Source organism: Shewanella baltica, from assembly GCF_900456975.1.
Lineage (GTDB): Bacteria > Pseudomonadota > Gammaproteobacteria > Enterobacterales > Shewanellaceae > Shewanella > Shewanella baltica.
In genome coordinates, this window is sequence record NZ_UGYM01000002.1 from 5187001 (window position 1) to 5208777 (window position 21777).

The 21777-nt window shown below is 46.1% G+C and carries 25 protein-coding genes; 16 read left to right on the forward strand and 9 right to left on the reverse strand.

Annotated elements, in window-relative coordinates; genetic code table 11:
- Window positions 1-53: 53 nt before the first annotated feature.
- Window positions 54-2216, reverse strand: coding sequence for an ornithine decarboxylase SpeF (speF, locus tag DYH48_RS23190; RefSeq protein ID WP_012197746.1), 2163 nt, complete (start codon window positions 2214-2216; stop codon window positions 54-56).
- 321 nt (window positions 2217-2537) lie between these two features.
- Entirely contained in the window at window positions 2538-2654 is a 117-nt protein-coding gene (gene speFL, locus DYH48_RS24155; RefSeq protein WP_100199882.1) for a leader peptide SpeFL, read from the reverse strand.
- Window positions 2655-3124: 470 nt separating this feature from the next.
- Between speFL and DYH48_RS23200 the strand changes: the two genes are divergently transcribed.
- The 7 genes from DYH48_RS23200 to DYH48_RS23230 all read left to right on the forward strand — a co-directional run bounded on the left by DYH48_RS23200 (window position 3125) and on the right by DYH48_RS23230 (window position 9544).
- Window positions 3125-3664: a YbhB/YbcL family Raf kinase inhibitor-like protein gene (locus tag DYH48_RS23200; RefSeq protein ID WP_006084477.1), complete on the forward strand. Its 540-nt coding sequence runs from the start codon at window positions 3125-3127 to the stop codon at window positions 3662-3664.
- 24 nt (window positions 3665-3688) lie between these two features.
- On the forward strand, window positions 3689-4447 hold the full coding sequence (locus DYH48_RS23205; RefSeq protein ID WP_006083510.1) for a helix-turn-helix transcriptional regulator: 759 nt from the start codon (window positions 3689-3691) through the stop codon (window positions 4445-4447).
- Between the two features lie 49 nt (window positions 4448-4496).
- A complete protein-coding gene (locus DYH48_RS23210; protein ID WP_115336022.1) occupies window positions 4497-4847 on the forward strand; it encodes a YkvA family protein in 351 nt (116 codons plus the stop codon).
- 193 nt (window positions 4848-5040) lie between these two features.
- Window positions 5041-6438, forward strand: a complete 1398-nt coding sequence (locus DYH48_RS23215; protein ID WP_115336023.1) for a hypothetical protein — start codon at window positions 5041-5043, stop codon at window positions 6436-6438.
- A 2-nt stretch (window positions 6439-6440) separates the two neighbouring features.
- Window positions 6441-7478: an acyltransferase family protein gene (locus tag DYH48_RS23220; protein WP_006083507.1), complete on the forward strand. Its 1038-nt coding sequence runs from the start codon at window positions 6441-6443 to the stop codon at window positions 7476-7478.
- A gap of 95 nt (window positions 7479-7573) precedes the next feature.
- Window positions 7574-8179: a hypothetical protein gene (locus DYH48_RS23225; protein ID WP_115336024.1), complete on the forward strand. Its 606-nt coding sequence runs from the start codon at window positions 7574-7576 to the stop codon at window positions 8177-8179.
- A 228-nt stretch (window positions 8180-8407) separates the two neighbouring features.
- The gene (locus DYH48_RS23230) at window positions 8408-9544 is read left to right on the forward strand and encodes a GGDEF domain-containing protein (RefSeq protein ID WP_256613132.1); all 1137 of its coding nucleotides are present in this window, start codon (window positions 8408-8410) and stop codon (window positions 9542-9544) included.
- 183 nt (window positions 9545-9727) lie between these two features.
- Here DYH48_RS23230 and DYH48_RS23235 read toward each other — a convergent pair whose 3' ends face one another.
- From DYH48_RS23235 to DYH48_RS23250, 4 genes are all read right to left on the reverse strand, one after another.
- Window positions 9728-10312 carry a YSC84-related protein gene (locus DYH48_RS23235; protein WP_006083498.1) on the reverse strand — a complete coding sequence of 195 codons (585 nt, stop codon included), beginning with the start codon at window positions 10310-10312 and terminating at the stop codon, window positions 9728-9730.
- A gap of 152 nt (window positions 10313-10464) precedes the next feature.
- On the reverse strand, window positions 10465-11379 hold the full coding sequence (locus DYH48_RS23240; RefSeq protein ID WP_115336026.1) for a hypothetical protein: 915 nt from the start codon (window positions 11377-11379) through the stop codon (window positions 10465-10467).
- Between the two features lie 57 nt (window positions 11380-11436).
- Complete coding sequence (locus tag DYH48_RS23245; protein WP_115336027.1) at window positions 11437-11835, reverse strand: nitrous oxide-stimulated promoter family protein; 399 nt, start codon at window positions 11833-11835, stop codon at window positions 11437-11439.
- Window positions 11836-11982: 147 nt separating this feature from the next.
- Window positions 11983-12342 carry a DsrE/DsrF/TusD sulfur relay family protein gene (locus DYH48_RS23250; protein ID WP_115336028.1) on the reverse strand — a complete coding sequence of 120 codons (360 nt, stop codon included), beginning with the start codon at window positions 12340-12342 and terminating at the stop codon, window positions 11983-11985.
- A 274-nt stretch (window positions 12343-12616) separates the two neighbouring features.
- Here DYH48_RS23250 and DYH48_RS23255 point away from each other — a divergent pair, with 274 nt between their 5' ends.
- The 7 genes from DYH48_RS23255 (at window position 12617) to DYH48_RS23290 (ending at window position 18202) form a co-directional block, all read left to right on the forward strand.
- Complete coding sequence (locus tag DYH48_RS23255) at window positions 12617-13453, forward strand: hypothetical protein (protein ID WP_115336029.1); 837 nt, start codon at window positions 12617-12619, stop codon at window positions 13451-13453.
- A gap of 144 nt (window positions 13454-13597) precedes the next feature.
- Window positions 13598-13909, forward strand: coding sequence for a hypothetical protein (locus DYH48_RS23260; RefSeq protein ID WP_115336030.1), 312 nt, complete (start codon window positions 13598-13600; stop codon window positions 13907-13909).
- A 9-nt stretch (window positions 13910-13918) separates the two neighbouring features.
- Window positions 13919-15373 (forward strand): protein adenylyltransferase SelO, encoded by a 1455-nt coding sequence (locus DYH48_RS23265; protein WP_012588772.1) that lies wholly within the window; start codon window positions 13919-13921, stop codon window positions 15371-15373.
- Between the two features lie 13 nt (window positions 15374-15386).
- On the forward strand, window positions 15387-15719 hold the full coding sequence (locus DYH48_RS23270; protein WP_006083491.1) for a DUF3630 family protein: 333 nt from the start codon (window positions 15387-15389) through the stop codon (window positions 15717-15719).
- Window positions 15720-15721: 2 nt separating this feature from the next.
- Entirely contained in the window at window positions 15722-16744 is a 1023-nt protein-coding gene (locus DYH48_RS23275; RefSeq protein WP_115336031.1) for a serine/threonine protein kinase, read from the forward strand.
- 130 nt (window positions 16745-16874) lie between these two features.
- The gene (locus DYH48_RS23280) at window positions 16875-17483 is read left to right on the forward strand and encodes a thiol:disulfide interchange protein DsbA/DsbL (protein WP_006083489.1); all 609 of its coding nucleotides are present in this window, start codon (window positions 16875-16877) and stop codon (window positions 17481-17483) included.
- 506 nt (window positions 17484-17989) lie between these two features.
- On the forward strand, window positions 17990-18202 hold the full coding sequence (locus DYH48_RS23290; protein ID WP_006083486.1) for a DUF1107 domain-containing protein: 213 nt from the start codon (window positions 17990-17992) through the stop codon (window positions 18200-18202).
- On the opposite strand, the gene DYH48_RS23295 is transcribed toward DYH48_RS23290, so the two are convergent.
- Entirely contained in the window at window positions 18199-18420 is a 222-nt protein-coding gene (locus tag DYH48_RS23295) for a cell division protein ZapB (protein ID WP_006083484.1), read from the reverse strand. The two genes, DYH48_RS23290 and DYH48_RS23295, sit on opposite strands and share 4 nt — an antisense overlap.
- A gap of 179 nt (window positions 18421-18599) precedes the next feature.
- Between DYH48_RS23295 and DYH48_RS23300 the strand changes: the two genes are divergently transcribed.
- Both DYH48_RS23300 and DYH48_RS23305 read left to right on the forward strand, forming a co-directional pair.
- Window positions 18600-20093 (forward strand): Na+/H+ antiporter NhaC family protein, encoded by a 1494-nt coding sequence (locus DYH48_RS23300; RefSeq protein ID WP_006084462.1) that lies wholly within the window; start codon window positions 18600-18602, stop codon window positions 20091-20093.
- 80 nt (window positions 20094-20173) lie between these two features.
- Complete coding sequence (locus DYH48_RS23305) at window positions 20174-20527, forward strand: RidA family protein (protein WP_006084460.1); 354 nt, start codon at window positions 20174-20176, stop codon at window positions 20525-20527.
- A 138-nt stretch (window positions 20528-20665) separates the two neighbouring features.
- Here DYH48_RS23305 and DYH48_RS24160 read toward each other — a convergent pair whose 3' ends face one another.
- Window positions 20666-20980, reverse strand: a complete 315-nt coding sequence (locus DYH48_RS24160; protein ID WP_319796006.1) for a hypothetical protein — start codon at window positions 20978-20980, stop codon at window positions 20666-20668.
- Window positions 20981-21019: 39 nt separating this feature from the next.
- Window positions 21020-21292, reverse strand: a complete 273-nt coding sequence (locus tag DYH48_RS23315) for a Rho-binding antiterminator (protein ID WP_006084458.1) — start codon at window positions 21290-21292, stop codon at window positions 21020-21022.
- Window positions 21293-21777 lie beyond the last annotated feature (485 nt).

Sequence of the window (21777 nt, forward strand, 5' to 3'; positions counted from 1 at the left end):
GAGTATGAAATTGACTGCAGAGCGGGGTTAATAAACTCTGCAGTCAGTCTTCATTATTTATTTAGTACATAGCCCATTGCTTGAATTTTGCCGTCAGGAGTGTTTTCGAGATAAACACCTTGTAGTTCTGGCGAGAATCCAGGTAATAAGTTGATACCTTCTTCGAGAGCTTGGAAATAACGTTGAACAGAGCCACCCCATATTTCACCTGGTACCATACATAACACACCTGGTGGGTAAGGAAGTGCGCCTTCTGCGGCGATTCTTCCCTCAATTTTTGATAGTGGGACTAATTCGACTTTGCCACGAATAAACTCTAGGTTTGCTTCCTGTGGATCCATGACTTTGGTTGGGAAATGCGCTTTACGGAACATTTCTTTCTGCAGTTGTTTTACGTCATGACTGACATAAAGATTGTGCATTTCTTGGCAAAGTTGGCGGATGGTATAGTCTTGATAACGTGCTTTATTCGCGTTATAGACGTTAGGTAAAACTTCAGATAATGGCGCATCTTCATCGACTAATTTCTCGAATCGAGATATTTGTGAGACCAGATGTTGCATCTTGGCCATATCTTCCGCAGGCGTCATCAGGAATAAAATAGAATTTAAGTCGCACTTCTCAGGAATAATATTATTTTCCCGTAAGAAGTTAGCCAGAATAGTCGCTGGAATACCAAAGTCGGTATATTTACCGGTTTCTACATCTATGCCTGGTGTTGTTAATAGGAACTTACAAGGGTCAACGAAGTATTGGCCTTTGTCATAACCTTCGAATGAGTGCCATTTCTGACCGGGTTCGAATTCGAAGAAACGTAAGTCATCGGCCATTTGCTCAGTTTCATAGTCTTGCCATAGGCGGCCATCTATCATGGTTGGCACGAATGGCTTGATATATTTACACTTTTTCAACAGTAGCTTACGTGCTTCGATGCCGGCTTTTACCGCTTCGCGCCACAGGTAACGACCGCTTGCGCCTTCATGCATTTTCGCGTTCACATCTAGCGCCGCAAATAGAGGATAGAAGGGGCTGGTAGAAGCATGCATCATAAAGGCGTTGTTGAAGCGTTTATGGTTGCAATATCTATCTTGGCCTTTGATATGTTTATCTTTTTTATGGATTTGCGATGTTTGCGAGAAGCCCGCCTGCTGTTTATGCACCGACTGAGTCACGATAATGCCCGGATCTTCAGCGGTTAGTTCGAGCAAGAGTGGCGAGCAGTCATTCATCATAGGGATGAACTGTTCGTAACCGACCCAAGCTGAGTCAAACAAGACGTAATCACACAGATGACCAATTTTATCAATCACTTGGCGAGCATTGTAGATAGTGCCGTCATAGGTGCCGAGTTGGATTATCGCTAAACGGAAGGGGCGTTTTTCATCGGCTCTTTCTGGGGCGACTTCGCGAATTTGATCTCTTAAATAGGACTCTTGGAAGCAATGAGCGTCGATGCCACCAATAAATCCGAAGGGATTACGTGCGGTTTCTAAATAAACGGGTGTTGCACCAGCTTGGATTAACGCGCCATGGTGGTTTGATTTGTGGTTATTGCGGTCGAATAATACCAGGTCACCTTTAGCAAGCAGCGCATTGGTCGCCACTTTATTTGAAGATGAAGTCCCGTTAAGTACAAAGTAGGTTTTATCGGCATTAAAGACTTTGGCAGCATATTTCTGCGCTGCCAGTGGTGCGCCTTCATGGATCAATAAATCACCTAATTTGACGTCGGCATTACACATATCGGCGCGGAAAATCGTTTCGCCAAAAAAGTCGAAGAACTGACGACCCACAGGATGCTTACGGAAGAATTGTCCGCCTTGGTGACCTGGACAAGCAAAGGTGGAATTACCCATCTCAACGTACTTTTTCAGTGTGCCGAAGAAAGGAGGTAATAGCGCTTGCTCATATTTATCGACCGCAGTTTCAACCTGTTTTCCGTAGAAGTCAGTGTTATCGCCGCAGAGTTCAAATACCCCAGTAATAGATGAGCAAACATCGTCTGGGAAAGTTTCTTCGCAGCAAACTGAAACGAAAATCGGTAGTTTCAATCCGGTGTTTTTAATCTTTTCAACAATACCATTTCTAACATCATCAACAGAGACTACAGCCGCGCCCACATCGCAAAAATCTGTGGTTAATACATTGACGACTTCTCTGTCGATATCGAAACAAGATCTAACAGATAAGCTAGCGGCTACTTTTAATGATTTCATAGTTAATTTCCCTTTTACTTTTTAAAAAATAGATACAAGTGTGCCTATACCTAATTAAAAACATTAATGGCATAAAAATTAGATATAGCTATTCCGTGCGCAGGTTAGATGTGGTTATGCCAATGTCGCGAAATAAATAAAAGTTAAAATATATTTATTGGGCGTGCAAATAGCTTAGCCGCAGTAAAACTGCACTGATAAAAGAATGCTTTGATAGTGACGCAAGATAATAAACCAAAAAAAGACAGTACATTAAGTGTTTGCAAAAATTAGAGCAATAGCACTTTAGACCTGTTTGTTGGCCTACTACCTGCGCTGAGATTAGCGGAGGAAGATAAAGGAGTGATCGAAATAGTCACGTTGACTAGGCATCATGATATGCCGCGTGCGCCGGATATGCGCCATTATTTTAGATTTCCTCTTCATATACGACTCCATTATGACTTAGAGAAAATAGTTAGGTTTTTATTACGGAGTGAAGTTTATATGTGAGTTATAAATAAAATCATGACCTATGTCTTACTTTTTAATATTCAGTGCTTAAATTTAACTTATTTAATCGATATTAAACTGAGTCAATCATACTTAAGTATCTTTATCTAAATTATGAAAGTAAATATTGTCAGTGTTATTTAAATAATAATTTTTGCATAAAACATCTTATTCTTTTTCTCTAATTTTAATTAAAAGGCTGTAGTAATAAGCTTCTTGATTTATACCGCACGATGCACCTGCATGGTTATGCATAAATTCTCTTTACAAAATCACTTGCATGCTGAAAAATTGCAAAAATGACAGTTTTTTTCTCACATTTGAGCATTTTGGGCAGAAAGTTGCCGTTTTAGGGCAGATGTGATCTTTTGGATTGACGTAGATTAGTCAGGTCGAAACATCAATGGGAGATAGACATGAATAAATGGTGGCTAGGGGCGAGTTTAGTATTGGGCTTATTTGGACAGGCACATGCTATGACGTTAACGAGCAAAGATATGAGCGAGGGCAATAAACTCACATCGCAATTAGTATTTAATAGTTTCGGTTGCCAAGGTGAAAACATTTCGCCGCAACTGACTTGGACTGAAGTACCTGCGGGGACGAAAGCGTTTGCGGTGACGGCTTATGATCCTGATGCGCCAACGGGCAGCGGTTGGTGGCACTGGGCGGTATATAACTTACCCGTAGCGCAAACATCATTGGCGCAGGGCGCGGGTTCGCATGCCGATGCACTGCCCAAAGGCGCTATTGCTTTGAAGAACGACTTCGGCACCACTGACTTTGGTGGCGCTTGTCCGCCCGAAGGTCATGGCGTACACAGGTATGAATTCACTGTGTGGGCATTGCCCAGTGCATTAGATCTGCCAAAGGACGCTAGCCCTGCATTATTAGGCTTTATGCTCAGAGCACAAGCCTTAGGTAGCGCCAAGTTGACTGCGGTATATAACCGATAATCCATTGATAATTAGGCTGGTGTCATGATCCGTTTGTTTGAATATGATTCGAAGCAGGCACAGTCTTTATCTCAAGTACCTGTGCACCAGCCGTCGATTATTCGGGTTATCCATGGGGAAAAGTCTTTACTCTGGCAAGATGAATCCGTTTTGGTGGGCCAAGGTCAGTTACTGTTAATTCCGGCGGGTTCGCATATCAGCTTTGTGAATCGGCCTTTTCTTGGGCGCTATCGGGCAGTGCAGTTATTGCTTCCCCACGATTTACCCCAAGGCATTTTATCGAGCACGGCCGATTGGCGCGATCCTATGCCAGTCCAAAACGTATCGCGCGCGGTGGACTTAGCTTGGAATGCGTTATTACAGAGTTTGAGCTTGTCGCTGGCTGATTCTGTTCAGCTGCATTATCTGGCTGCGTTACTGCTCAGTTTGCCTGATAAACGCAGTGTGAACTGGTTGTATGGTCACACGCAACGCAGCGTGACTCAAGCGGCCTTGGCCTTGATGAGCGTGAGTCCTTCGGCTCCATGGCAGCAGGAGGAGATTGCCGACAAGTTACACATGAGCACGGCCAGCCTTAGGCGTAAATTGGCGTTAGAAGACACCAGTTTTAGGCAGTTGTTAGTCGAAGTCCGGCTGAGCCATGGTTTGGCCATGCTGCAAAACTCGGGCGAGCCATTACTACAAGTGGCCTTAGCCTGTGGTTATCAATCGGCGGAAAAGTTTTCCTTACGTTTTAAGCAACAATTTGGCCTGACCCCTGCGGCTTATCGTCGTACACTGTGAGGAGGAATAGATTGATACTCAAACAATCTCAAGCTGCAGGAGCGATATAATGGCGGATGAGCAATTTACCGACAGCGGATTTTGGAACAAGGTTAAACTCTTTAGCCGTCAGGCGGGCAGGGAAGTGATCGAGCGTGCCCTGTGGCTTTATTATGCGGCGCAGCAGCCGAATACGCCTAAATGGGCCAAGTCTGTCATCTTCGGTGCCTTGGCGTATTTTATTTCTCCCTTAGATGCGATCCCCGATCTCACATCTTTAGTGGGTTTTACCGATGACTTAGGTGCCCTTGCCGCAGCTTTGACTATGGTGACCTTATATATCGATGACGAAGTGAAATCCCTCGCGGCGGATAAACTGGCGCTCTGGTTTGGCGATAAACCGACGGAAACTAAGGTTTAAGCCTAATGGGCGCGACAAGACCTAAGTGATGCTAAATTGCGCTAAAAATATGATTTTATTAGGAGTCGTTGATTTGGTTTTTACTTAGATTTTCTGGGGTAAAAATATTTTTTTGCAAACGTTTCACTATTGCTTGATTGCGCTATATGCTAGCGCTGTTTTGTAAACCCCTTGTGTTTGTTTAGGCAGATAAATGAAAAATATTATGGTAGTGATCCTATGGTTTTTAGGTGTCTCTGCCGCTACCCCCGCGTTTGCCGATGAGGCCTCTCCGGAACAACTCGCCCGTCTTTACCTCGATTTTATGGCGCAGAATAGTCGCCAGAGCGAAGCTTTGTGGCCGGGTTTTCGCCTCGAAGATAAAGTGCACCTCTTTAGTTATGGCGGCAACGTCTGGCTGCGTCAGCCCGGTGGCGAAATCATTCAAGATAATAGTGTCTTAGAGTCAGTCAACCTGCAGTCTGGTTTGTCTGTTAATTTCGGTTTTCCGCAATATCAAGGTCAGCCAGGGGTACTAATCCAACTCGAAGCGCCGAACATCCAATTTACTGCCGACACTAAGCCCACGGATTTAGCCTTTTTAATCTGGGCTAGTAATGGCCTGCATGAAGCTTTCCATTTTTATGCGCAATCCGAATGGCGAGTATTAGAAGAGGGCAGGCGTTACGAGGGCGAAGTGTTTCCGCTCAGCCTCGATGCCCGTTATTACCGTTTACAGTTGTTTGATGCCTTAATGGCGGCGCTGGCACAACCCGAGCAGCAGTCATTACACTTGAGCCATGCGGCCTATTGGTTGCAGCAATGGCGTCAAATTGCGCCAAACGAGGATAGAGTCGGTTACATCAACGACCTCGTCGAAGGCAGCGCTAAGTATGTGGAATTGGCCGCTGGCGCACGTATCTTGAGCCAAAATCAAACCTTACTCGGTTATCAGCAAATACTGACCCAATATGTGCACGACTATTACCAGCAGCGGAAAATGTTGGGTGGTTGGACGGCTGAGGCGGAAAACATCGGTGCACTGGCGGGCATATTGTTGGATAGCACTCAAGACCCTTATGTGTGGAAAGAGTCTGTCATGTCGGGCATGTTACCGCTAGATTTACTGTTAAATCGCGTGAAACCAGTGCCGCCCTTAGAAAGAAAATACAATAAACAGAAGAAGCCGTTACAGGAAATGCTGGCGTATTATCCCGCCACTCAAGCGAAATTGTCGCAGCTATTATTGAATGCGCAGGACGTTAGAGTACCGTTATTGGTGATGCCGAGCGTCAGTGATAGCAGTAGTTTTATTGATGTGGGTGATGTGCGTTCTGGTTTTTATGTTGTGCCGTACCAAGATGAAATGACGCAAGCCTATCTAGGGATGAGCGCGCAATTTAGTAACTTGTCAGTGAGTGGCAGTCCATTACTCGATGTTCCTGTACAAAATTATTGTGAGGGCATTGAGGCTGCAACTCTGTTACCTTTGGCATTCCCCTTTCAGCGTGAGGGTCAGTATCTGGTATTCAATGAAGCAGAAGTCCATGGAACTATTAGGGTTTCTGCGAGTGTTGTTGATGGAAGAACCCTCTACTGTGCGATGAATTAATAATGAGAAAAAATCAGCTCGAATTTACCTACATGCGTGGCATTGCGATTATCTTTATCGTGCTTGGCCACAGTATTTACAACTCTGGAGAAGGTTTCCCGCTGCTGTTGGAAAACCTATTACGCGGTGGCACGGCTTTGTTCGTGTTTATCTCAGGGTACTTTTTCCATCGTATTTTTTATAAGGATTTCGACTACAGCAAGTTCATGAAGAACAAAGTACAGAACGTACTTTATCCTTTTTTAGTCGTGTCTCTGATCGGTTTATTCTGTTTGTGTTTGCGCTGGATTTTTATGGAGCACCAGTCGCTCGACAAACTCTTGCTGAGTATTTTTTACACCATACGTAACGGTTATATCCTGTATCCGCATTGGTATATTCCATTCATCATGGCGGTGTTTTTATTTTCGCCAATATTTTTGTGGTTTATCCGTTGCTCACAGCAGATGCGTTGGACGCTATTTGTACTGAGTTGTGTGGTGGCTATTCTGCTGCATAGACCCATAGGTAACGTCAATTTCATCCACTCAGTGGTGTATTTTATGCCTTTCTATTTGATTGGTATTTTATATTCGCAAGATGAACATATTGTGACGCGCTTTGGTTCTATCTTTACTGCCCTCGCGATGATTTTTTTAGTGGTGAGTTTAGTCGAGCAAACTTACATAGTGCAGCATATTGGTAACTACCATAAGGCTCCGTTTGAATATAACGGCATTGATTGGCAGTTTATTCAAAAACTCTGTTTATGTGTGTTAGTGCTGAATTTCTGCGAATGGTTGTCGGGGCGCAGTCGGTTGCCTTGGTTAGTGGAAGTGGCTGAGATGAGTTTTGCGATTTTCTTTATTCATCCGCTGTTCGACATGATGTTTAACGCCACTGCGACCTTAATGCGTTACCGTTTACCGCCGGGATCTTGGGTCACTAGCGTGCTCTTCTCCGCGGGGATTTTTATCTTCCTGATGATGGGCAGTATTATTACGGCTCGCTTTATCAAGAAGCGTCTCGGTAACCGTTCACGCACGTATATCGGCTGGTAATCACTTGGCTTATCATCACTAACACTAGGGGAAATTCAGTTTGAATTTATTTCCTAGTGTTAGGGTGTTTTTCATCTAAAAAAATGGAGAACATGATGAAGTCCAGAATTGCCCTACAGAGTCTCGCGCTCGCCTGTTTGTCTTCGATTGCCTTACCATCCATAGCGGCTCAAGCTGAGCCCTTATCCACTGAGACCCAGAATGCTTTCTTTGCGCAAATTGCCGCCCATTGTGGCCAAGCTTTTGCGGGCAAAGTGGTTTCGGGTGACACTGCGGACTCGGCCTTTAGCGGTAAGTCTTTAATTATGCACGTGCGCGAATGCAGCGACACTGAGCTTAAGATCCCGTTCCATGTCGGTGATGACCATTCACGTACTTGGGTGCTGACTAAAACGCAGCAAGGACTTAAGTTGAAACACGACCATCGCCATCAAGATGGCAGTGAAGATGCTGTGACTATGTATGGCGGCGATACCATGAATGACGGGACAGTGCTGAAACAATCGTTTCCCATTGATCGGGAATCTATCGATAACTTCGTTAAGAATGGGCTAACCCAGTCGATCACGAATGTGTGGCACATGGAAATTACGCCAACAACGTTTAGCTATCAACTCACGCGCGAAAACCGCGATTTCAAAGTCGATTTTGATCTCACTCAACCCGTCGTATTACCGCCAAAACCTTGGGGGCATGAGTAGTTTAGCTGGGCCTATAATTGGGCTGATGTTGCTATAATTTGATGTATTTCACTTTATTCTATGTATTTCATTTGTGATTTGCTTTCAGCAGAAACCTTTGCTGAAAGCATGCTTTGACATTCTCTATCCGGCTCCTTATCAGCATTGCGGAATTACTTATTATCGTATGAGTATCGACTCTGATACTATTTCTATCTAAACCTAGACATGAACTTATCAGTCCAAAACATGATAGAACTCGATTCTCCAACGCTAATCATCGCACAAGCTATTGTTCAATGGCTGCTTGCAATATTACTGATGGCTGAGAGGGGAATGGATAAAGGGACAAAGTACTGGGTTATTGCACTGTTTATCCACGGGATTGCTAACTTACTGCTGTTTTCTCGTCCTTATTTACCTCCCGTTATTGCGGTTATTTTTTATAATTTTTGCGTCACTACTGCGTTTTCATTCAGTTATCTGGCGTTTGCTCGCTTAGTGGGTAAACAAGCGCCGCTTTGGCTCGTTTTATTTCCCATATTCGTGATGATCCTGACTATGTCTATTTATATTGATGACATAGCCATGCGAGTTATTTTTGCAAGTATTATTACGGGTACTCAATTGATCTTAATGGCATTTATTTTAACGAGAGGCAATTGGTATGGAAGTGAAAAGCTAAAGGGCTGGTTGATGTATTCTACTGGCTTATTCGGGGTAGGCTTTATCGTAAGAGCCTTATTTTGTTATGTAAAACCTGAATTATTTATTCATTTAGTCGCCAAAAGTTCTTTTCAGAGTGGATTAGTGATTGCTGGAATGATTTATATCATTTTCAGCACGGTTGTCATTCTGTTAGTTAGATTGGATAGATTAAACAAAGAGTTATCCACATTAGCTTCGCAGGATAGTTTGACGGGTTTATTTAACCGAAGGGCTTTTATGCATAATGCGACGAGTATCATCGCCAGTGAAAACTTTCCCGTTAGTGTGCTTATGTTAGATCTTGATAATTTTAAGAAAATTAATGACGTACACGGACATAATGTCGGCGATACTGTGCTTAAGCTTTGTGCTGATGCTTTGCAAGATGGACTAAAGCAATATGGCATTATTGGCCGTTTCGGTGGCGAAGAGTTCGCCGCCATTTTACCCAGAGCAGATAGCGAACAAGCATTAGTTGTATCCGAAAAACTTCGATTAGCTATTGAAACAATTAATGTAAATCCAGATATACGGTTATCAATTAGTATTGGTGTGGCGACGTCTAGTAGTGTTTCGAGTATTGAGCCTTTGCTTATTCGGGCCGATAAGGCTTTGTATGAGGCTAAATCTAAAGGTCGCAATCAGGTAATTCATGCAGATCTGTTAGCACTTAATTAGTTTTTTATTCAATGGCTTATTTATCCTGTTATTTCATGTATTCAGCCTTTATACGACCAAGTCACTTGGGAACAAGCTAAAAGTGGTTTCAAATATTGTTTACTTCTATCTTAAATCATAACGTTATAAAAAAAACGGCGAGCACTGAGGCCCGCCGTTTGAGTTAACCGTTAATGGTTCGTATTAGTTAGCTTTAGGCTCGAAGCTAAAGGCTTGACCCGCAAGTGCTGCTTCAAACATCAAACCGCCTTTCGCTGCGGTAAATACCGCCATGCCGTTAATGTACGAGCCACTTGCCGAGCGATTGCCACCCGATTGGCCTGCGCCTGCTGAGTTGCCTGTGGTTCCAGCTTGAGCGCTCGCGCCCATGTTAATGGCAACCGCCGAGGCTTGGGCATCAAACTCGAAACTGCCGCTCGTGAAGGCTTCATAGGATTTAGCATCTTTAAAGAAGATGATTTCGCTGTAGGCTTGGCCACCTAATTGAAAACCGATGGATAATTGAGTCAGGCTCGAATCACCCATATAAACACCGCCTTGATAGACTCGGCCCTTGCCATAGGCTGCGCCAATGCCTATGCCGCCTTTGCCCACAGTCGGGAATAACGCATAGCCATAGGCTGTGTCGAAAAACTTACTGGTTTCTTTCGCTTTTTGGAAATTGACTACCGCCTGATCATAGCTTTCATCCGCATGTGCAGTGGGCGCCGCAAATAGGCTCACGATAAGGCATGTCGATGCCGCAATGGCAGTTAAAAATGATTTCATGGTAATGCCTCTTCAAGTCTTCAGTTGCTCCAGACTAGCCTTTATCGACACAAATGACAGCCCAAAGTGACTCCTGTGTCAGCTTAGGTTCAGTGTTCGGCTCAATGGTTGGAGTGATATTGATGGTGATTATTGGAGTGTGGTTTCGCCAATTAGTTCTTAGGTGGTGAAGAAGCTTGGGGTTTTTCTGTGTCGTCCTGCTGAATTTGATGTAAGAATTCATACTCCTCAGGGGGGAGCACGTTTTCAATCGCGATCGGGCGTGGCGGTGATTGGGGTTTAGCTAGGCGACCTTTTAGGTAGGCAGATCGGGTGATTTGTTTCAGGCCGTATACGGCCAACATATACATGCTCAGCAGTAAGGTGAGTCTTGGTAACGCATGGGATAGCAACGATAAGTTATCACCAAGATAGAAGGGCAAAATCACCACAAACACGCGGATCAACCAGTTCAACAACATGGCTAAAGTCAAACCTATCAGCCAACGAAACCGAATGGTACCGAGCGCCTCTTGGGTTAGTGTGGCATCGCTTTGATTGCGTTTATGCCGACGAAACAGCACCCACAGCGCGATAAAGTAACAACAGGTTTGTATTGATAGCAGTGCGGGCAGTATGGCGCCCCATTGGCTAATGCTAATTTCCTTCAGCATCTGGGTTACAGGCTGCCACTCCCCGTTTGGATGCGCGCTTAATCTTAGGGCGATATCTAAAATGGCGAAAACTAAGGTGAATGCCGACGGCCAGTAATGTTTTGAAAACCCTAGCGGTTTATGGGTTGGTACTAAGCTGCGTTTGCAATAGAGATAGAGCAAAGGCATGAGCAAAAAATAGATAGGGTTAATCAGGTTGAATAGAATATGGATCGGAATTGGACTGTTATCGCGGTTCAGCAAACCCGTTAGGAAGTACAGGGCGATGAGACTTAAGAAAGCGGCGAGGAGTTTTTGGTTACCGTCTGGGTGATAAAAGTAGCGAATATAAATAGCTAACGCGAGGCAATGTACGCCTCCGAATAACGACAACCACCAGTAAGCTTGAGCGAAAAAAGTATTAAAATCGTTCATATGCGATACCTCGAGCCCTGTTATATCAGGGAAATCGGCTCGGTAAAAGTATCGCTGTTAGTTTTTCTGCTGGCTTGCTATGCGCTGATGACGATTTGAAGCCGCCTCGGGCACTGTGCTGGGAACGGGAACGCGTTCCGCGAGTAAGTGTTTGATTGCACGAATGGGATGCGGTAACAGCATCCTAGGACCGGAGAAGATCATGATCTCTTTGACGATTTGTTTCTGCGCTGGTTTGTAGCAATGTACAGGGCATTTATTACAGGTGGGTTTGCTTTGTCCGTAGGGGCAGCGATCTAGGCGCGTTGCGGCATAATCCAATAACTCAATGCAATCTGCACATAGGCCTGTCGCGTCTTGGCCTTGGTGTTTCGCCTTGCAATAAATCGTTACCATAGCGGCAATGGTTTGGTGTTCGTACAGGAGTTTGCCCGTAAGCAGTGTGGCTGTGCCCATTGGAATACCTTAGCTTGTCACTCGGAAATCCCATCATAGGCAGTGAAATTGGCGCTGACAAAACGAAAGCGCCAATTTATGAAGGTGCGCACAAAATGGGGCTTTAAACAATCCCGCCCTCTTAGCATACGCACCTAAAAGTAAACCTTAGATATGCATCACTTTGTCGGCAGCCAGTGTCCAGCGAGTTAAATCTTGTAGCGTACCTATGCGCGCGCCTTCGATGATCATTTCCGCCGTGACGCCTCGCGCTTGAGCGCAGGTCTTACAAAGCAGGATAGGCACTTGCTGCGCTGAGAGGATCTCGAACATCTGTTGTAGGTTATAGCTTAAGTCGGGTGTGGTTTGATTTTTGAGTGCGCCAAACACGGCATCAGACATGAGAAAGAGTTTAAGATCGACGGCTTGTTCATCCTGATCCTTCAGTGTTAATGCGATGCGTAGGCTGTTAAATAGCTTTTCTGTCCCGTAGGGGCTAGCGTGGGCCACGATAAGAATACTTTGCATCAGGTTTTCCTTATATTTGTCGTAAACTGGGCGATTGGGGTGATAAGGCAACGCGGTTCCGTCAGTCTAGCGCAATTGGCTATAACTATTTGAGCGCAAGATCGTATAAAAAGGCATAAATACTTGATTTACACCGACACAATGGACTTTAATAGCGGTTAATCTCTGCTCAATTTTTAGCTAGACTCGGTTGCCATGGACACTGTCCTAATGGATTTTGGCAAACCAATTGACACGGCTTCTGACGAGAAGCGGCCATCAAAGGTGAACAAGAATGAAGATCATAGTCGTATTTATACTAATTGCTGTCGGGGTGTTTTTATTCCTTCGCGCGCAGCGATTGGCGAAAGAAGAACAAGAGGCGATGAAACCTAAGTCGACCACGGTAAAACCTGTTGTTCCTACCGAAGAGGTACCTATTTCCTCCGCTGCTGAACCCGAGCGCGTAGAGCCTGAGCCAGTTGAGCAGGCTGAGGACACTCGCGTGGTGGAAGTTGAGCCTATCATCGAAGTTGAAGCTGAATTAATGCCCCGTGAGACGAATGAGCCGGCGAACATTTCGGTGGAGCTAGACACAGATATCATCGAAGTCGATATTCCTGCGGCCCATAATGAAGAGGCGGTGATCATTTTAGGCACCACGCCAACAGATGAACAAGCTGACGTTAAGACTGAAGCTGAGCCTGCATCGAGCACGCGTTCAGAGGTCGGTGCGCCAGGGGCTTGGGCGAATGTAACCTTAGTTCGGGCCTTTGAAGAATATCAAGGGGCAACGTCAGCCAGTGCTCGCTATACCGCGCTGCAAAATATGGTCGCAGAGTGCTACAAGCAGCGTAAATCGGCGGATTATCTCAACTATGGCGCTCAGTTAGCTGAAGAATATGTCGCACTGTTCCAAGCGGCTAGCGCCGAGCAAGGCAAAGATACTGAGCTTAAATCTTCCGGTTTCTTGCATTTAGCCACCTTGCTAAATGATACCCAAGCGTTCGATGCCGCCATTGTCATTTGCCGTAAAGCATTAGAGCTTGGGCTGAGCGATGGCACTGTCACTGGCTTTGAGGGCCGGATAAATCGGATTGAGAAAGCACAGGCTAAAGCCGCCACGGCTTAACACTTTGGATGGGAGCGCTTAGCGGGTAAATCCTTAAACGAAAAGCGGTTATTTCCCTCGTCTAAGCAGTGTAGAATCCCTGCTAACTGAATGCGCAAAAGGCGAACTAAGGTTCGCTTTTTTTATGGGCTTGATAGGGGAAAAATGAAACTAAGCTATGCCTTACCGAATGTCTTATTCGGGCTTGGATTATTGCTACTCAGTGGCTGTACTAAAACCCCAGAATGGACCCTATTTTATTATCCCGATGTGAGTGCCATTCCGGTGACATCCTTGCAGGCTGAGGATATTAATGGCTACTACGACACCCTAGCGCAATGCCAGAGCAAGGCCCACGGCATGCAGCGTCTAAGCAGCTCTGGCGTAAGTGGCTTTGGCCTTGGGGTGTATCAATGTGGGCACCTATGTGAGTTCGACGATAAGTCGGTGCTGGTTTGCAAGACCATGAGCCAATAGGTGGACAAGATGAAGTTTAAACAGGATTTTTTTACACAGTTACCTGAGTTTTACTCGCAAGTGTACCCGCAAGGGATAACTAAGCCTGAATGGCTGGCATGGAGTGATGACGCCGCCCAATTGATTGGCTTGAGCCAACCCACAGATGAGTTGTTATTGGGCTTGTCTGGCAATGCCGCCGTCGATGGCGCGACTTACTATGCCCAAGTGTATAGCGGTCACCAATTTGGCGGTTATACGCCGCGCTTAGGGGATGGACGCTCGATCATTTTAGGTGAAGCGATTGGCCCAAATGGCGCATGGGATGTCGCCCTTAAAGGCGGCGGTCCGACGCCTTATTCGCGCCGTGGTGATGGCCGCGCTGTGATGCGCTCTGCCGTGCGTGAGTTTTTAGTCTCTGAGGCGCTGCATCATTTACATGTGCCGACGACCCGTGCCTTGGCGGTGATTGGCTCTGACCTACCCGTATGGCGCGAGAGCCAAGAAACCGCAGCCATTACTGTGCGTTTAGCCCGTAGCCATATTCGTTTCGGTCATTTCGAGTTTTTCTGCCACAGTGAACGCGGTCGTGCCGATAAGCTGATTCAATTACTCAACTTCACTATTACTCAGCATTATCCCCATTTGAGTTGTGATGCCGCAGGTTATAAAGCGTGGTTTTTGCAGGTAGTGCAAGATACCGCCAAGATGATTGCCCACTGGCAAGCGGTCGGTTTTGCCCATGGTGTGATGAACACAGACAATATGTCGATTCTGGGTGACAGTTTTGACTTCGGTCCCTTTGCGTTCCTCGATACATTCCAAGAGGATTTTATCTGTAATCATTCGGATCCCGAAGGTCGTTATGCCTTTGGACAGCAGCCGGGCGTTGGTTTGTGGAACTTGCAACGCTTAGCGCAGGCGCTCACACCTGTGATCCCATCCGATGACTTAATTGCCATTCTTAATCAATACCAAGAGGCGCTAGTGCAGCCTTATTTGCGCTTGATGCGGGCGAAATTAGGTCTCTCTGCAGTTGATGTCCCGTCGGTAGAGCAGGACAAACAGGATCTCGACCTCATAGGTCGATTCACTGTGCTGATGGAGAAAAATCAGCTTGATTACACTCAGACTTGGCGTCAATTAGGTAAGTTAGATCCGACCAGCAAACACAGTGCGCTGCGGGATGACTTTATCGATGTCAGCCAGTTTGATACTTGGTATCAAGCCTATCAACAGCGATTGGGCGCGGTGGCTGATATCCCTGCGTGGCAAACTGAGCGCAATAGTGTGAATCCCAAATATATTTTGCGTAACTATTTAGCCCAAGAGGCGATAATCGCGGTAGAAGAGGGTAATCTTGCGCCGCTGCATTTGCTGCAAAAAATCTTAACTCAGCCCTTTGCTGAACACGCAGAACATGAAGACTTGGCCAAGCGTCCACCGGACTGGGGCCAAGGTTTGATCATGTCATGTAGTAGTTAATTGGATAACAAGCATGAAATTACCAAGCACGCATTTAAAAGCTATTAGCTTAGATACCATAAGCTTAGATAGAAGCGCCTTAAGTTTAGCGGTTAGTGCGGATATCGATTTTGATCGTTTCGCCGACTTTGCCGAACCCTTAGCCGCGGCGCTCGATTGCACTGTGCGCGAGCGTCAGTGGGGCGCCGATAGGCATCAATGGTTATTAGAATTTGAAGGCAGCCAGTTATGGCTCAATTATGAGTTTTACGGCAACATTTGCTGGCTCTCGACCGAACGAGAAGCCGATTTTGAGGTGCTGGAATACTTAGCCACTTTGCTGCAACCTCACCTAAGAGTGAACTGAATATGAGTCAGAATATGACGCCACCAACCACGAGTTCTAGCGGCGCTGAGTTCCATTTTCAAGCCCTAACGCCGGATTTGATCTTAGATGCGATCGAAAGTTTGGGCGTGTACCCAGAAACGGGCCTGCTTGCGCTGAACAGTTACGAGAACCGCGTGTATCAGTTCCGTAGTGATGAAGGACTGCGTTATGTGGTGAAATTCTATCGCCCCGACCGTTGGAGCGACGCGCAGATCCAAGAGGAACATGATTATGCGCTCGCACTTGCGGCAGAAGATATCCCGATTGCCGTACCTGTGATCATCGAAGGTCATACGTTACACAAGTACCAAGGCTATCGATTTACCCTGTTTCCTTCCTTGGGTGGCCGCGCCTTTGAAGTCGATAATTTAGAACAGCTGGAATTAGTTGGCCGATTCATCGGTCGTATACATCAGTACGCGGCGCAAACTGTATTTGCTGAACGTGAACCGCTGAATCCGCAGATTTTAGGTGCCGAGCCGCTTGCGTGGTTAAAGCAATCTAATCTGGTGCCTAACAGCCTACGCTTACCGTTTTTTACCGTCGTTGAGCAAGTGTTGGCTAAGGCGAATGCGATTTGGGAGCGCCAAGATTTTGCGGCCATTCGTTTGCATGGCGATTTACACCCAGGCAATATTTTGTGGATGCCAGACGGTCCCGGATTCGTCGATTTAGACGATGCGCGTATGGGGCCAGCAATTCAAGATTTATGGATGATGTTAACGGGTGATAGAGCGCAGCAGTTGATGCAGCTTGAGATATTGCTCGAAGCCTATGAAGAGTTTTGTGAGTTTGATACCAGGCAGTTAGCCTTGATTGAACCGCTGCGGGCGCTGCGTATGGTGCACTACAACGCGTGGATTGGCCGTCGCTGGGACGATCCTGCTTTCCCGATGAACTTCCCTTGGTTTGGGGATGAAAAATATTGGGAACAGCAGATCTTGGCATTTAAGGAGCAACTTTTTGCCCTTGGCGAGCCACCACTGAGCCTAGTGCCTTATTAGTATTGAGCAAAATATGATGTCACTGACGTATCTTGTGACATTAGATTGAACTCTTAAGCTTGAGTTACACTCAAAAAATGGAATATGTTAGTCTCCAGCCAATTTATCAAAAATGATTTAAGGAATGTTCATGAAAAAAGTATTACTTATGGCCGCGGCTTTATTACTGGCGCCACTGGCTGTATCGGCTGTGGAATACCAAGAAGGTGTGCATTACACAGTGATTAACGATGGCCCAGCAACGGCTAAGCCAGAGATCACCGAGTTTTTCTCTTTCTATTGCCCACACTGCTTTAATTTCTCTAAAACGGTAGTGCCAAAAATTCTCGCCGAAAAGCCTGAAGGCGTAGCGTTTAACCAAGCACACGTTGATTTTATTGGTAAAGAAATGGGCGTTGAAATGTCACGCGCATTCGCAGTTGCGCATCAGTTAAACGTCGATGATAAAATGGATGCGGCGTTATTCTCTGCCATTCATGAGAAAAAAGAACACTTCACTAGCCTTGCCGATATTCGCGCTCTTTTCGTGGCTAATGGTGTCGATGGTAAAACCTTCGATGCGGCCGCTGAGTCTTTCATGGTGAAGGCGCAAATGGCGAAAATGAAGCGTGATACTGAAAACGCTAAGCTGACTGGCGTACCAGCTCTCGTCGTTAACGGTAAGTATCGTGTTGAAACCGGTGCGATTAAATCCTACGACGAACTGTTAGATATCGCTTTCTACTTAGCAAAAAAATAGTTCGGATGACCTTATCACACCGCTGTCATCTGAGCGGTTGATAATACTGCACGTACAGCGTTTTAAAGGGAGCCTTAAGGCTCCTTTTTTGTTGCGGCAAAGAACAACAGTAAGGTGAAACGAGCAGAGACAGCTGCTGTAAGGCATACGGTAGGCTGTTAGAGAGGTTAGTCGTTTGAACTCATTGAATAAAGACGAGGTAAAAAATGGGCAAAAAAAACCGTACTTCTTATAACGGAAAGTACGGACTTGAGCCAGAGGACTCATTTTTACCCTGAGTAACGCTGCTAATTTAACAGAGCGTCAAAAAATTGGCAAGTGACATTATTATGGCGCTTTGTTTTTTTGGTTTGCAGCATGGCATATTGGTAAGTTAACTAAATCAGATGATTAACAGTGTTGGGCAATCAAATATGAAAAAAAGCCTCCGAAAGATGAACTCAAGTGGTAAAGCTTCTGTCAAACAACTGTAATCAATAACAACAAGAATGCTTGTAGGTGGTCATATGAGAGTTTTTCCTGTCTACGCACCTAAGCTTATCGTTAAGCACGCGCGTATTTTTCTCACTGGTGTTATTTGGGTTAAAGACTTAGGACGATTGGAATTTGAGAAGGGGCGGTTTTTACTGCCAAGAAAAAGCCTGCCAAAAGTGAAGCAGGCTATTTTAGAATTGAACGAACTGATCGAAGCGCAGCATCATCAAACAAATGCTGTTTAGATTTCGCTGTTTAACAAGCCAACAAGGCCAGTCACTTTTTCGTTCCAAGAAGTGAGTTCTTCTTGTAGTTGCTGGTTTTGCGCATTCAATTGTTGATTGTGCTCACTTAGCGTAGACGCTTTTTGCTTCTCTTCTTCAAGCTCCATTTTTAGAAGCTCGATAGTTTCGAGTGCAGCCTGGATTTTGGTTTCCAGTTTGGACAGTAATTCAAGGCTCATCTGGAGAGTCCTATGGTTTCTGGATGGGACTGTGATTCTAGCAGTGCCTAGAACTTAAGGAATAGCGATTCTTGTCGTTTGGTCAAAAAACACCCTATTACTGGGTTCTAAATTAAGTTTTTTTGCATTTGTTATTAACTCGTTAGTATTCTTGGTTTTATTTTTTATCGGAATGGTCCATGTCGCCTAGTCTGCTCGCCATACTCCCGCTACTGTTGACCTTAACCTTAGCCCTGTTTTTACGCCGCACGCTGGTGGCGTTAGGCGTTGGTATCGTCTCTGGCGCCCTATTGATCGCCCAATTTGACCCGCTACAAACTGGGCGGTATTTGCTTGATATCGGTGTTAAACAATTTTATGCCCAAGGCGCGTGGCAAGCGTGGCACCTCAATGTGCTATTGGCCATGTTGCTGCTAGGTAGCATGACGCAGTTGTTAGCACGTGGCGGCGCCGTGGGTCAGTTTGGCGATTGGCTATATAGCCGTATCCGCACTGAGCGTCAGGCGCGTCTGGGAGTGGTTTTCCTCGGTTGGTTAGTGTTCATTGATGGGATTTTCAGTTGCCTTGCCGTCGGTCATGTTTGTCAGCCATTGAGCCAGCGTTATGGCATTCGCCATGAGCAGCTCGCTTATCTGGTCGATTCCAATGCCTCGCCCCTGTGCGCGCTATTGCCTTTCTCCAGTTGGGGCCCCTATGTGATGGCACTTATTGCGGGGATCAGCTTTTTGCCAGTGTCGCCGCTGGAAGCCTTTATAGATGTGGCCTTATTCAACTTTTACGCCATAGTGACCTTAGGTTTGTCCGTGCTTGTCGCTTGGTATGGCGTGGGTTTTCGCTCTTTTGTCGCCGCTACCGTGGTGGAATCTTCAAGTACAGTCGAGACCAAGGGTAATCCTTGGCTGCTCGCTATTCCTATGCTGACGCTGTTATTGGCTTCAGTGGGATTAACTTTGTGGTCGGGGGCTCAGCAGGTCTCTTCTTGGGATGTGTCGCTCTGGATGGCTAAGGCCGATATTGGCGCCTCTATGCGCGATGCTTGTTTGTTGGCGACCTTGGTCACTCTGATTATGCTGGGCTTGTCTGGGCGACGCTTAACGGCGTTAGTGGGGGATTTGAGCCACGGTGTGCGCATGATCGCCTTTGCCATTGCAATTTTGCTCTGCACTTGGATGATTGGCGCTGTTATCCAAGATCTTGGCGTGGCGAAATTGTTGGCCGCTTGGGCTAAATCTTATCTTTCTCCGCACTTGCTGGTGGCGGGCATGTTTTTACTCTGCGCGATAATGGCTTTTGCGACGGGTTCAAGCTGGGGCACATTTGCGATTATGATCCCGATTGGCGCTGAGATTGCCCATAATTTAGATCCTCATCTGTTATTGCCAGTATTGAGCGCTGTGATGGCGGGGTCAGTTTTTGGCGATCACTGCTCGCCCATTTCAGATACCAGCGTGCTCAGTGCGACCAGTTCAGGTTGCGCTCCCCATGACCATGTGGTGACTCAGTTGCCTTTCGCGTTAATCGCGGCGTGTTCGGCCTTGGTTGGATTCCAATTAGTGAATTTAGAAGTGGCGACGCCGTTAGTGTGGTTGGCCGTGGTGAGCTGTGGTCTCGGTTTATTTGCCTTGATGGCGCGCTTCTATTCGCCTTGGCCTAAGTTAGCGGCGCAGACATAACGCCTGTTTATCGTTAAAATGGCCTATTCGGTTTGAGTTAAACCAATTATTTAAATGTACTGATTTAAGAGATGATCAATATGAGCATTACCCGTTTAGACGTTGGCACCCGCATGAGCAGCATAGTCATTCACCAAGGTACTGTGTATCTGTGTGGTCAAGTGGCCAAGGATAAGTATCAAGATATCACTGAACAAACCGTCACTATGCTTGAAGAAGTCGATACCTTGTTGGCGCAGGCGGGGAGTGCGCGTGAGCATGTATTGTCAGCGACTATCTATCTGAAAGACATGGGTGATTACGATGCGATGAATGCCGTATGGGATGCTTGGGTGCCTAAAGGCCATGCGCCAGCCCGCGCTTGCGTGCAAGCTGCCATTGCTGAACCGGAATATTTGGTTGAAGTGTCTGTGATAGCGGCGGTCGCGGTTTAAGCGCGGAGCTATTTTTCGTCCAGTTTAGAATCCTGTCACCGAGTGTCATGACTCGGTGACGCTTTTCCGCAATACACCTCGCTATCTAAACCTGCATTGTTCATCACGTTCACTCTCTTCTAGCTAAATCTTTCAGCTTTAACCTAATAAGTATTCCATTAAATGTGCAGGCACAAGCGGTGGATGATCCACATATTGCATTGAGAGTGCCGCGGCGATCGCATCCATATTCTGTTGCGCTAAGCCCTGTTCGATAATGGCAAACGCCCAAGGAGCCTCGGTTTTGAGCTTTAGGTAATAAGGCGTGGCGACAAATTGTGCGAGTGAGTAAGCCGCGCCACCTAAACCATGCCCCCAACCCTCGCTGACCTGAAAGGGTCTATCAAGATGCGCCGTATCAAACTCAATCAGCTGGGGATATTGGCCATTATGCCCACCGGTCCAGTGACCGATTTAAACCGCTAAAATCATCTTTGCCATGTGTTGTTCTCGCTAACCTCGTTTAGTGACAATCAGTACCCTGCCAAATTCAGCATGCACATCGACAGGCGTGATAGCGACGATATGGTCGAGCCTAAGGGATTGTTTATTTTGTTGCTGCTGGATAACAAGCCACTCAGTTTTGTCGGCTCTGGTCTGCGTGGTGATGGCTTGACCTTGGCACTGCGTGCCATCAATCAACTCAATCTTGAGTTGATAACCGCGCAGGCAGGCAAGTTCGAGGTAATCGTAGTGCTCACAGGGGATCATCTTATAGTCAGACATAGGTTTATCTCATCGGGAGTTCGACCCCATTGTGGCAAAAATACTTGCCATTGGCATTATGTGTGACCCAATGCGGATTGTTTTATCTTGTATCTAAGGCAGTGTGAAAGGCTGAGCCAAGCATGTTAGCGAGTTTTTTATTGCTTAGACCTTTATACCCAAGCTACCTGAAGATACGAGTTTCAGAGCGCCTAGGGTGCTTCAATTCAAGGCGCATCAATGACAGAATGTCGGTCACCTTTTGAATTGATGCAACACGGAAGTGGAGTTCCCTAGGCGCTCCGTCCCGGCGGGTTTTAATGCACTTTATGCTGTGTTGGTTATTTTTAACTTAGCCCACTAGGTCCGCAAATAACCGCAATCGCCATGGATGGCGTGAATGCCATTTATGCAGGAGCAATAAAGGGCCTTGCCTAAAGTGCGTTACCATTCCGTTAACATCAGCCGCTGAATCCTGCATCTTCAGATTGTTTGGGTATAGATAT

What these genes read in the sequence shown, in the direction of transcription:
- DYH48_RS23245 (WP_115336027.1), bottom strand. Translation starts at nt 11,835, where the DNA reads ATGGGCACAGCCACACTGCTTACGGGCAAACTCCTGTACGAACACCAA.
- DYH48_RS23280 (WP_006083489.1), top strand. Translation starts at nt 16,875, where the DNA reads ATGAAAAAAGTATTACTTATGGCCGCGGCTTTATTACTGGCGCCACTG.
- DYH48_RS23265 (WP_012588772.1), top strand. Translation starts at nt 13,919, where the DNA reads ATGAAGTTTAAACAGGATTTTTTTACACAGTTACCTGAGTTTTACTCG.
- speF (WP_012197746.1), bottom strand. Translation starts at nt 2,216, where the DNA reads ATGAAATCATTAAAAGTAGCCGCTAGCTTATCTGTTAGATCTTGTTTC.
- DYH48_RS23250 (WP_115336028.1), bottom strand. Translation starts at nt 12,342, where the DNA reads ATGCAAAGTATTCTTATCGTGGCCCACGCTAGCCCCTACGGGACAGAA.
- DYH48_RS23210 (WP_115336022.1), top strand. Translation starts at nt 4,497, where the DNA reads ATGGCGGATGAGCAATTTACCGACAGCGGATTTTGGAACAAGGTTAAA.
- speFL (WP_100199882.1), bottom strand. Translation starts at nt 2,654, where the DNA reads ATGGAGTCGTATATGAAGAGGAAATCTAAAATAATGGCGCATATCCGG.
- DYH48_RS23295 (WP_006083484.1), bottom strand. Translation starts at nt 18,420, where the DNA reads ATGAGCCTTGAATTACTGTCCAAACTGGAAACCAAAATCCAGGCTGCA.
- DYH48_RS23315 (WP_006084458.1), bottom strand. Translation starts at nt 21,292, where the DNA reads ATGTCTGACTATAAGATGATCCCCTGTGAGCACTACGATTACCTCGAA.
- DYH48_RS23240 (WP_115336026.1), bottom strand. Translation starts at nt 11,379, where the DNA reads ATGAACGATTTTAATACTTTTTTCGCTCAAGCTTACTGGTGGTTGTCG.
- DYH48_RS23225 (WP_115336024.1), top strand. Translation starts at nt 7,574, where the DNA reads ATGAAGTCCAGAATTGCCCTACAGAGTCTCGCGCTCGCCTGTTTGTCT.
- DYH48_RS23275 (WP_115336031.1), top strand. Translation starts at nt 15,722, where the DNA reads ATGAGTCAGAATATGACGCCACCAACCACGAGTTCTAGCGGCGCTGAG.
- DYH48_RS23220 (WP_006083507.1), top strand. Translation starts at nt 6,441, where the DNA reads ATGAGAAAAAATCAGCTCGAATTTACCTACATGCGTGGCATTGCGATT.
- DYH48_RS23270 (WP_006083491.1), top strand. Translation starts at nt 15,387, where the DNA reads ATGAAATTACCAAGCACGCATTTAAAAGCTATTAGCTTAGATACCATA.
- DYH48_RS23205 (WP_006083510.1), top strand. Translation starts at nt 3,689, where the DNA reads ATGATCCGTTTGTTTGAATATGATTCGAAGCAGGCACAGTCTTTATCT.
- DYH48_RS23200 (WP_006084477.1), top strand. Translation starts at nt 3,125, where the DNA reads ATGAATAAATGGTGGCTAGGGGCGAGTTTAGTATTGGGCTTATTTGGA.
- DYH48_RS23305 (WP_006084460.1), top strand. Translation starts at nt 20,174, where the DNA reads ATGAGCATTACCCGTTTAGACGTTGGCACCCGCATGAGCAGCATAGTC.
- DYH48_RS23290 (WP_006083486.1), top strand. Translation starts at nt 17,990, where the DNA reads ATGAGAGTTTTTCCTGTCTACGCACCTAAGCTTATCGTTAAGCACGCG.
- DYH48_RS23235 (WP_006083498.1), bottom strand. Translation starts at nt 10,312, where the DNA reads ATGAAATCATTTTTAACTGCCATTGCGGCATCGACATGCCTTATCGTG.
- DYH48_RS23215 (WP_115336023.1), top strand. Translation starts at nt 5,041, where the DNA reads ATGAAAAATATTATGGTAGTGATCCTATGGTTTTTAGGTGTCTCTGCC.
- DYH48_RS23260 (WP_115336030.1), top strand. Translation starts at nt 13,598, where the DNA reads ATGAAACTAAGCTATGCCTTACCGAATGTCTTATTCGGGCTTGGATTA.
- DYH48_RS23230 (WP_256613132.1), top strand. Translation starts at nt 8,408, where the DNA reads ATGATAGAACTCGATTCTCCAACGCTAATCATCGCACAAGCTATTGTT.
- DYH48_RS23255 (WP_115336029.1), top strand. Translation starts at nt 12,617, where the DNA reads ATGAAGATCATAGTCGTATTTATACTAATTGCTGTCGGGGTGTTTTTA.
- DYH48_RS23300 (WP_006084462.1), top strand. Translation starts at nt 18,600, where the DNA reads ATGTCGCCTAGTCTGCTCGCCATACTCCCGCTACTGTTGACCTTAACC.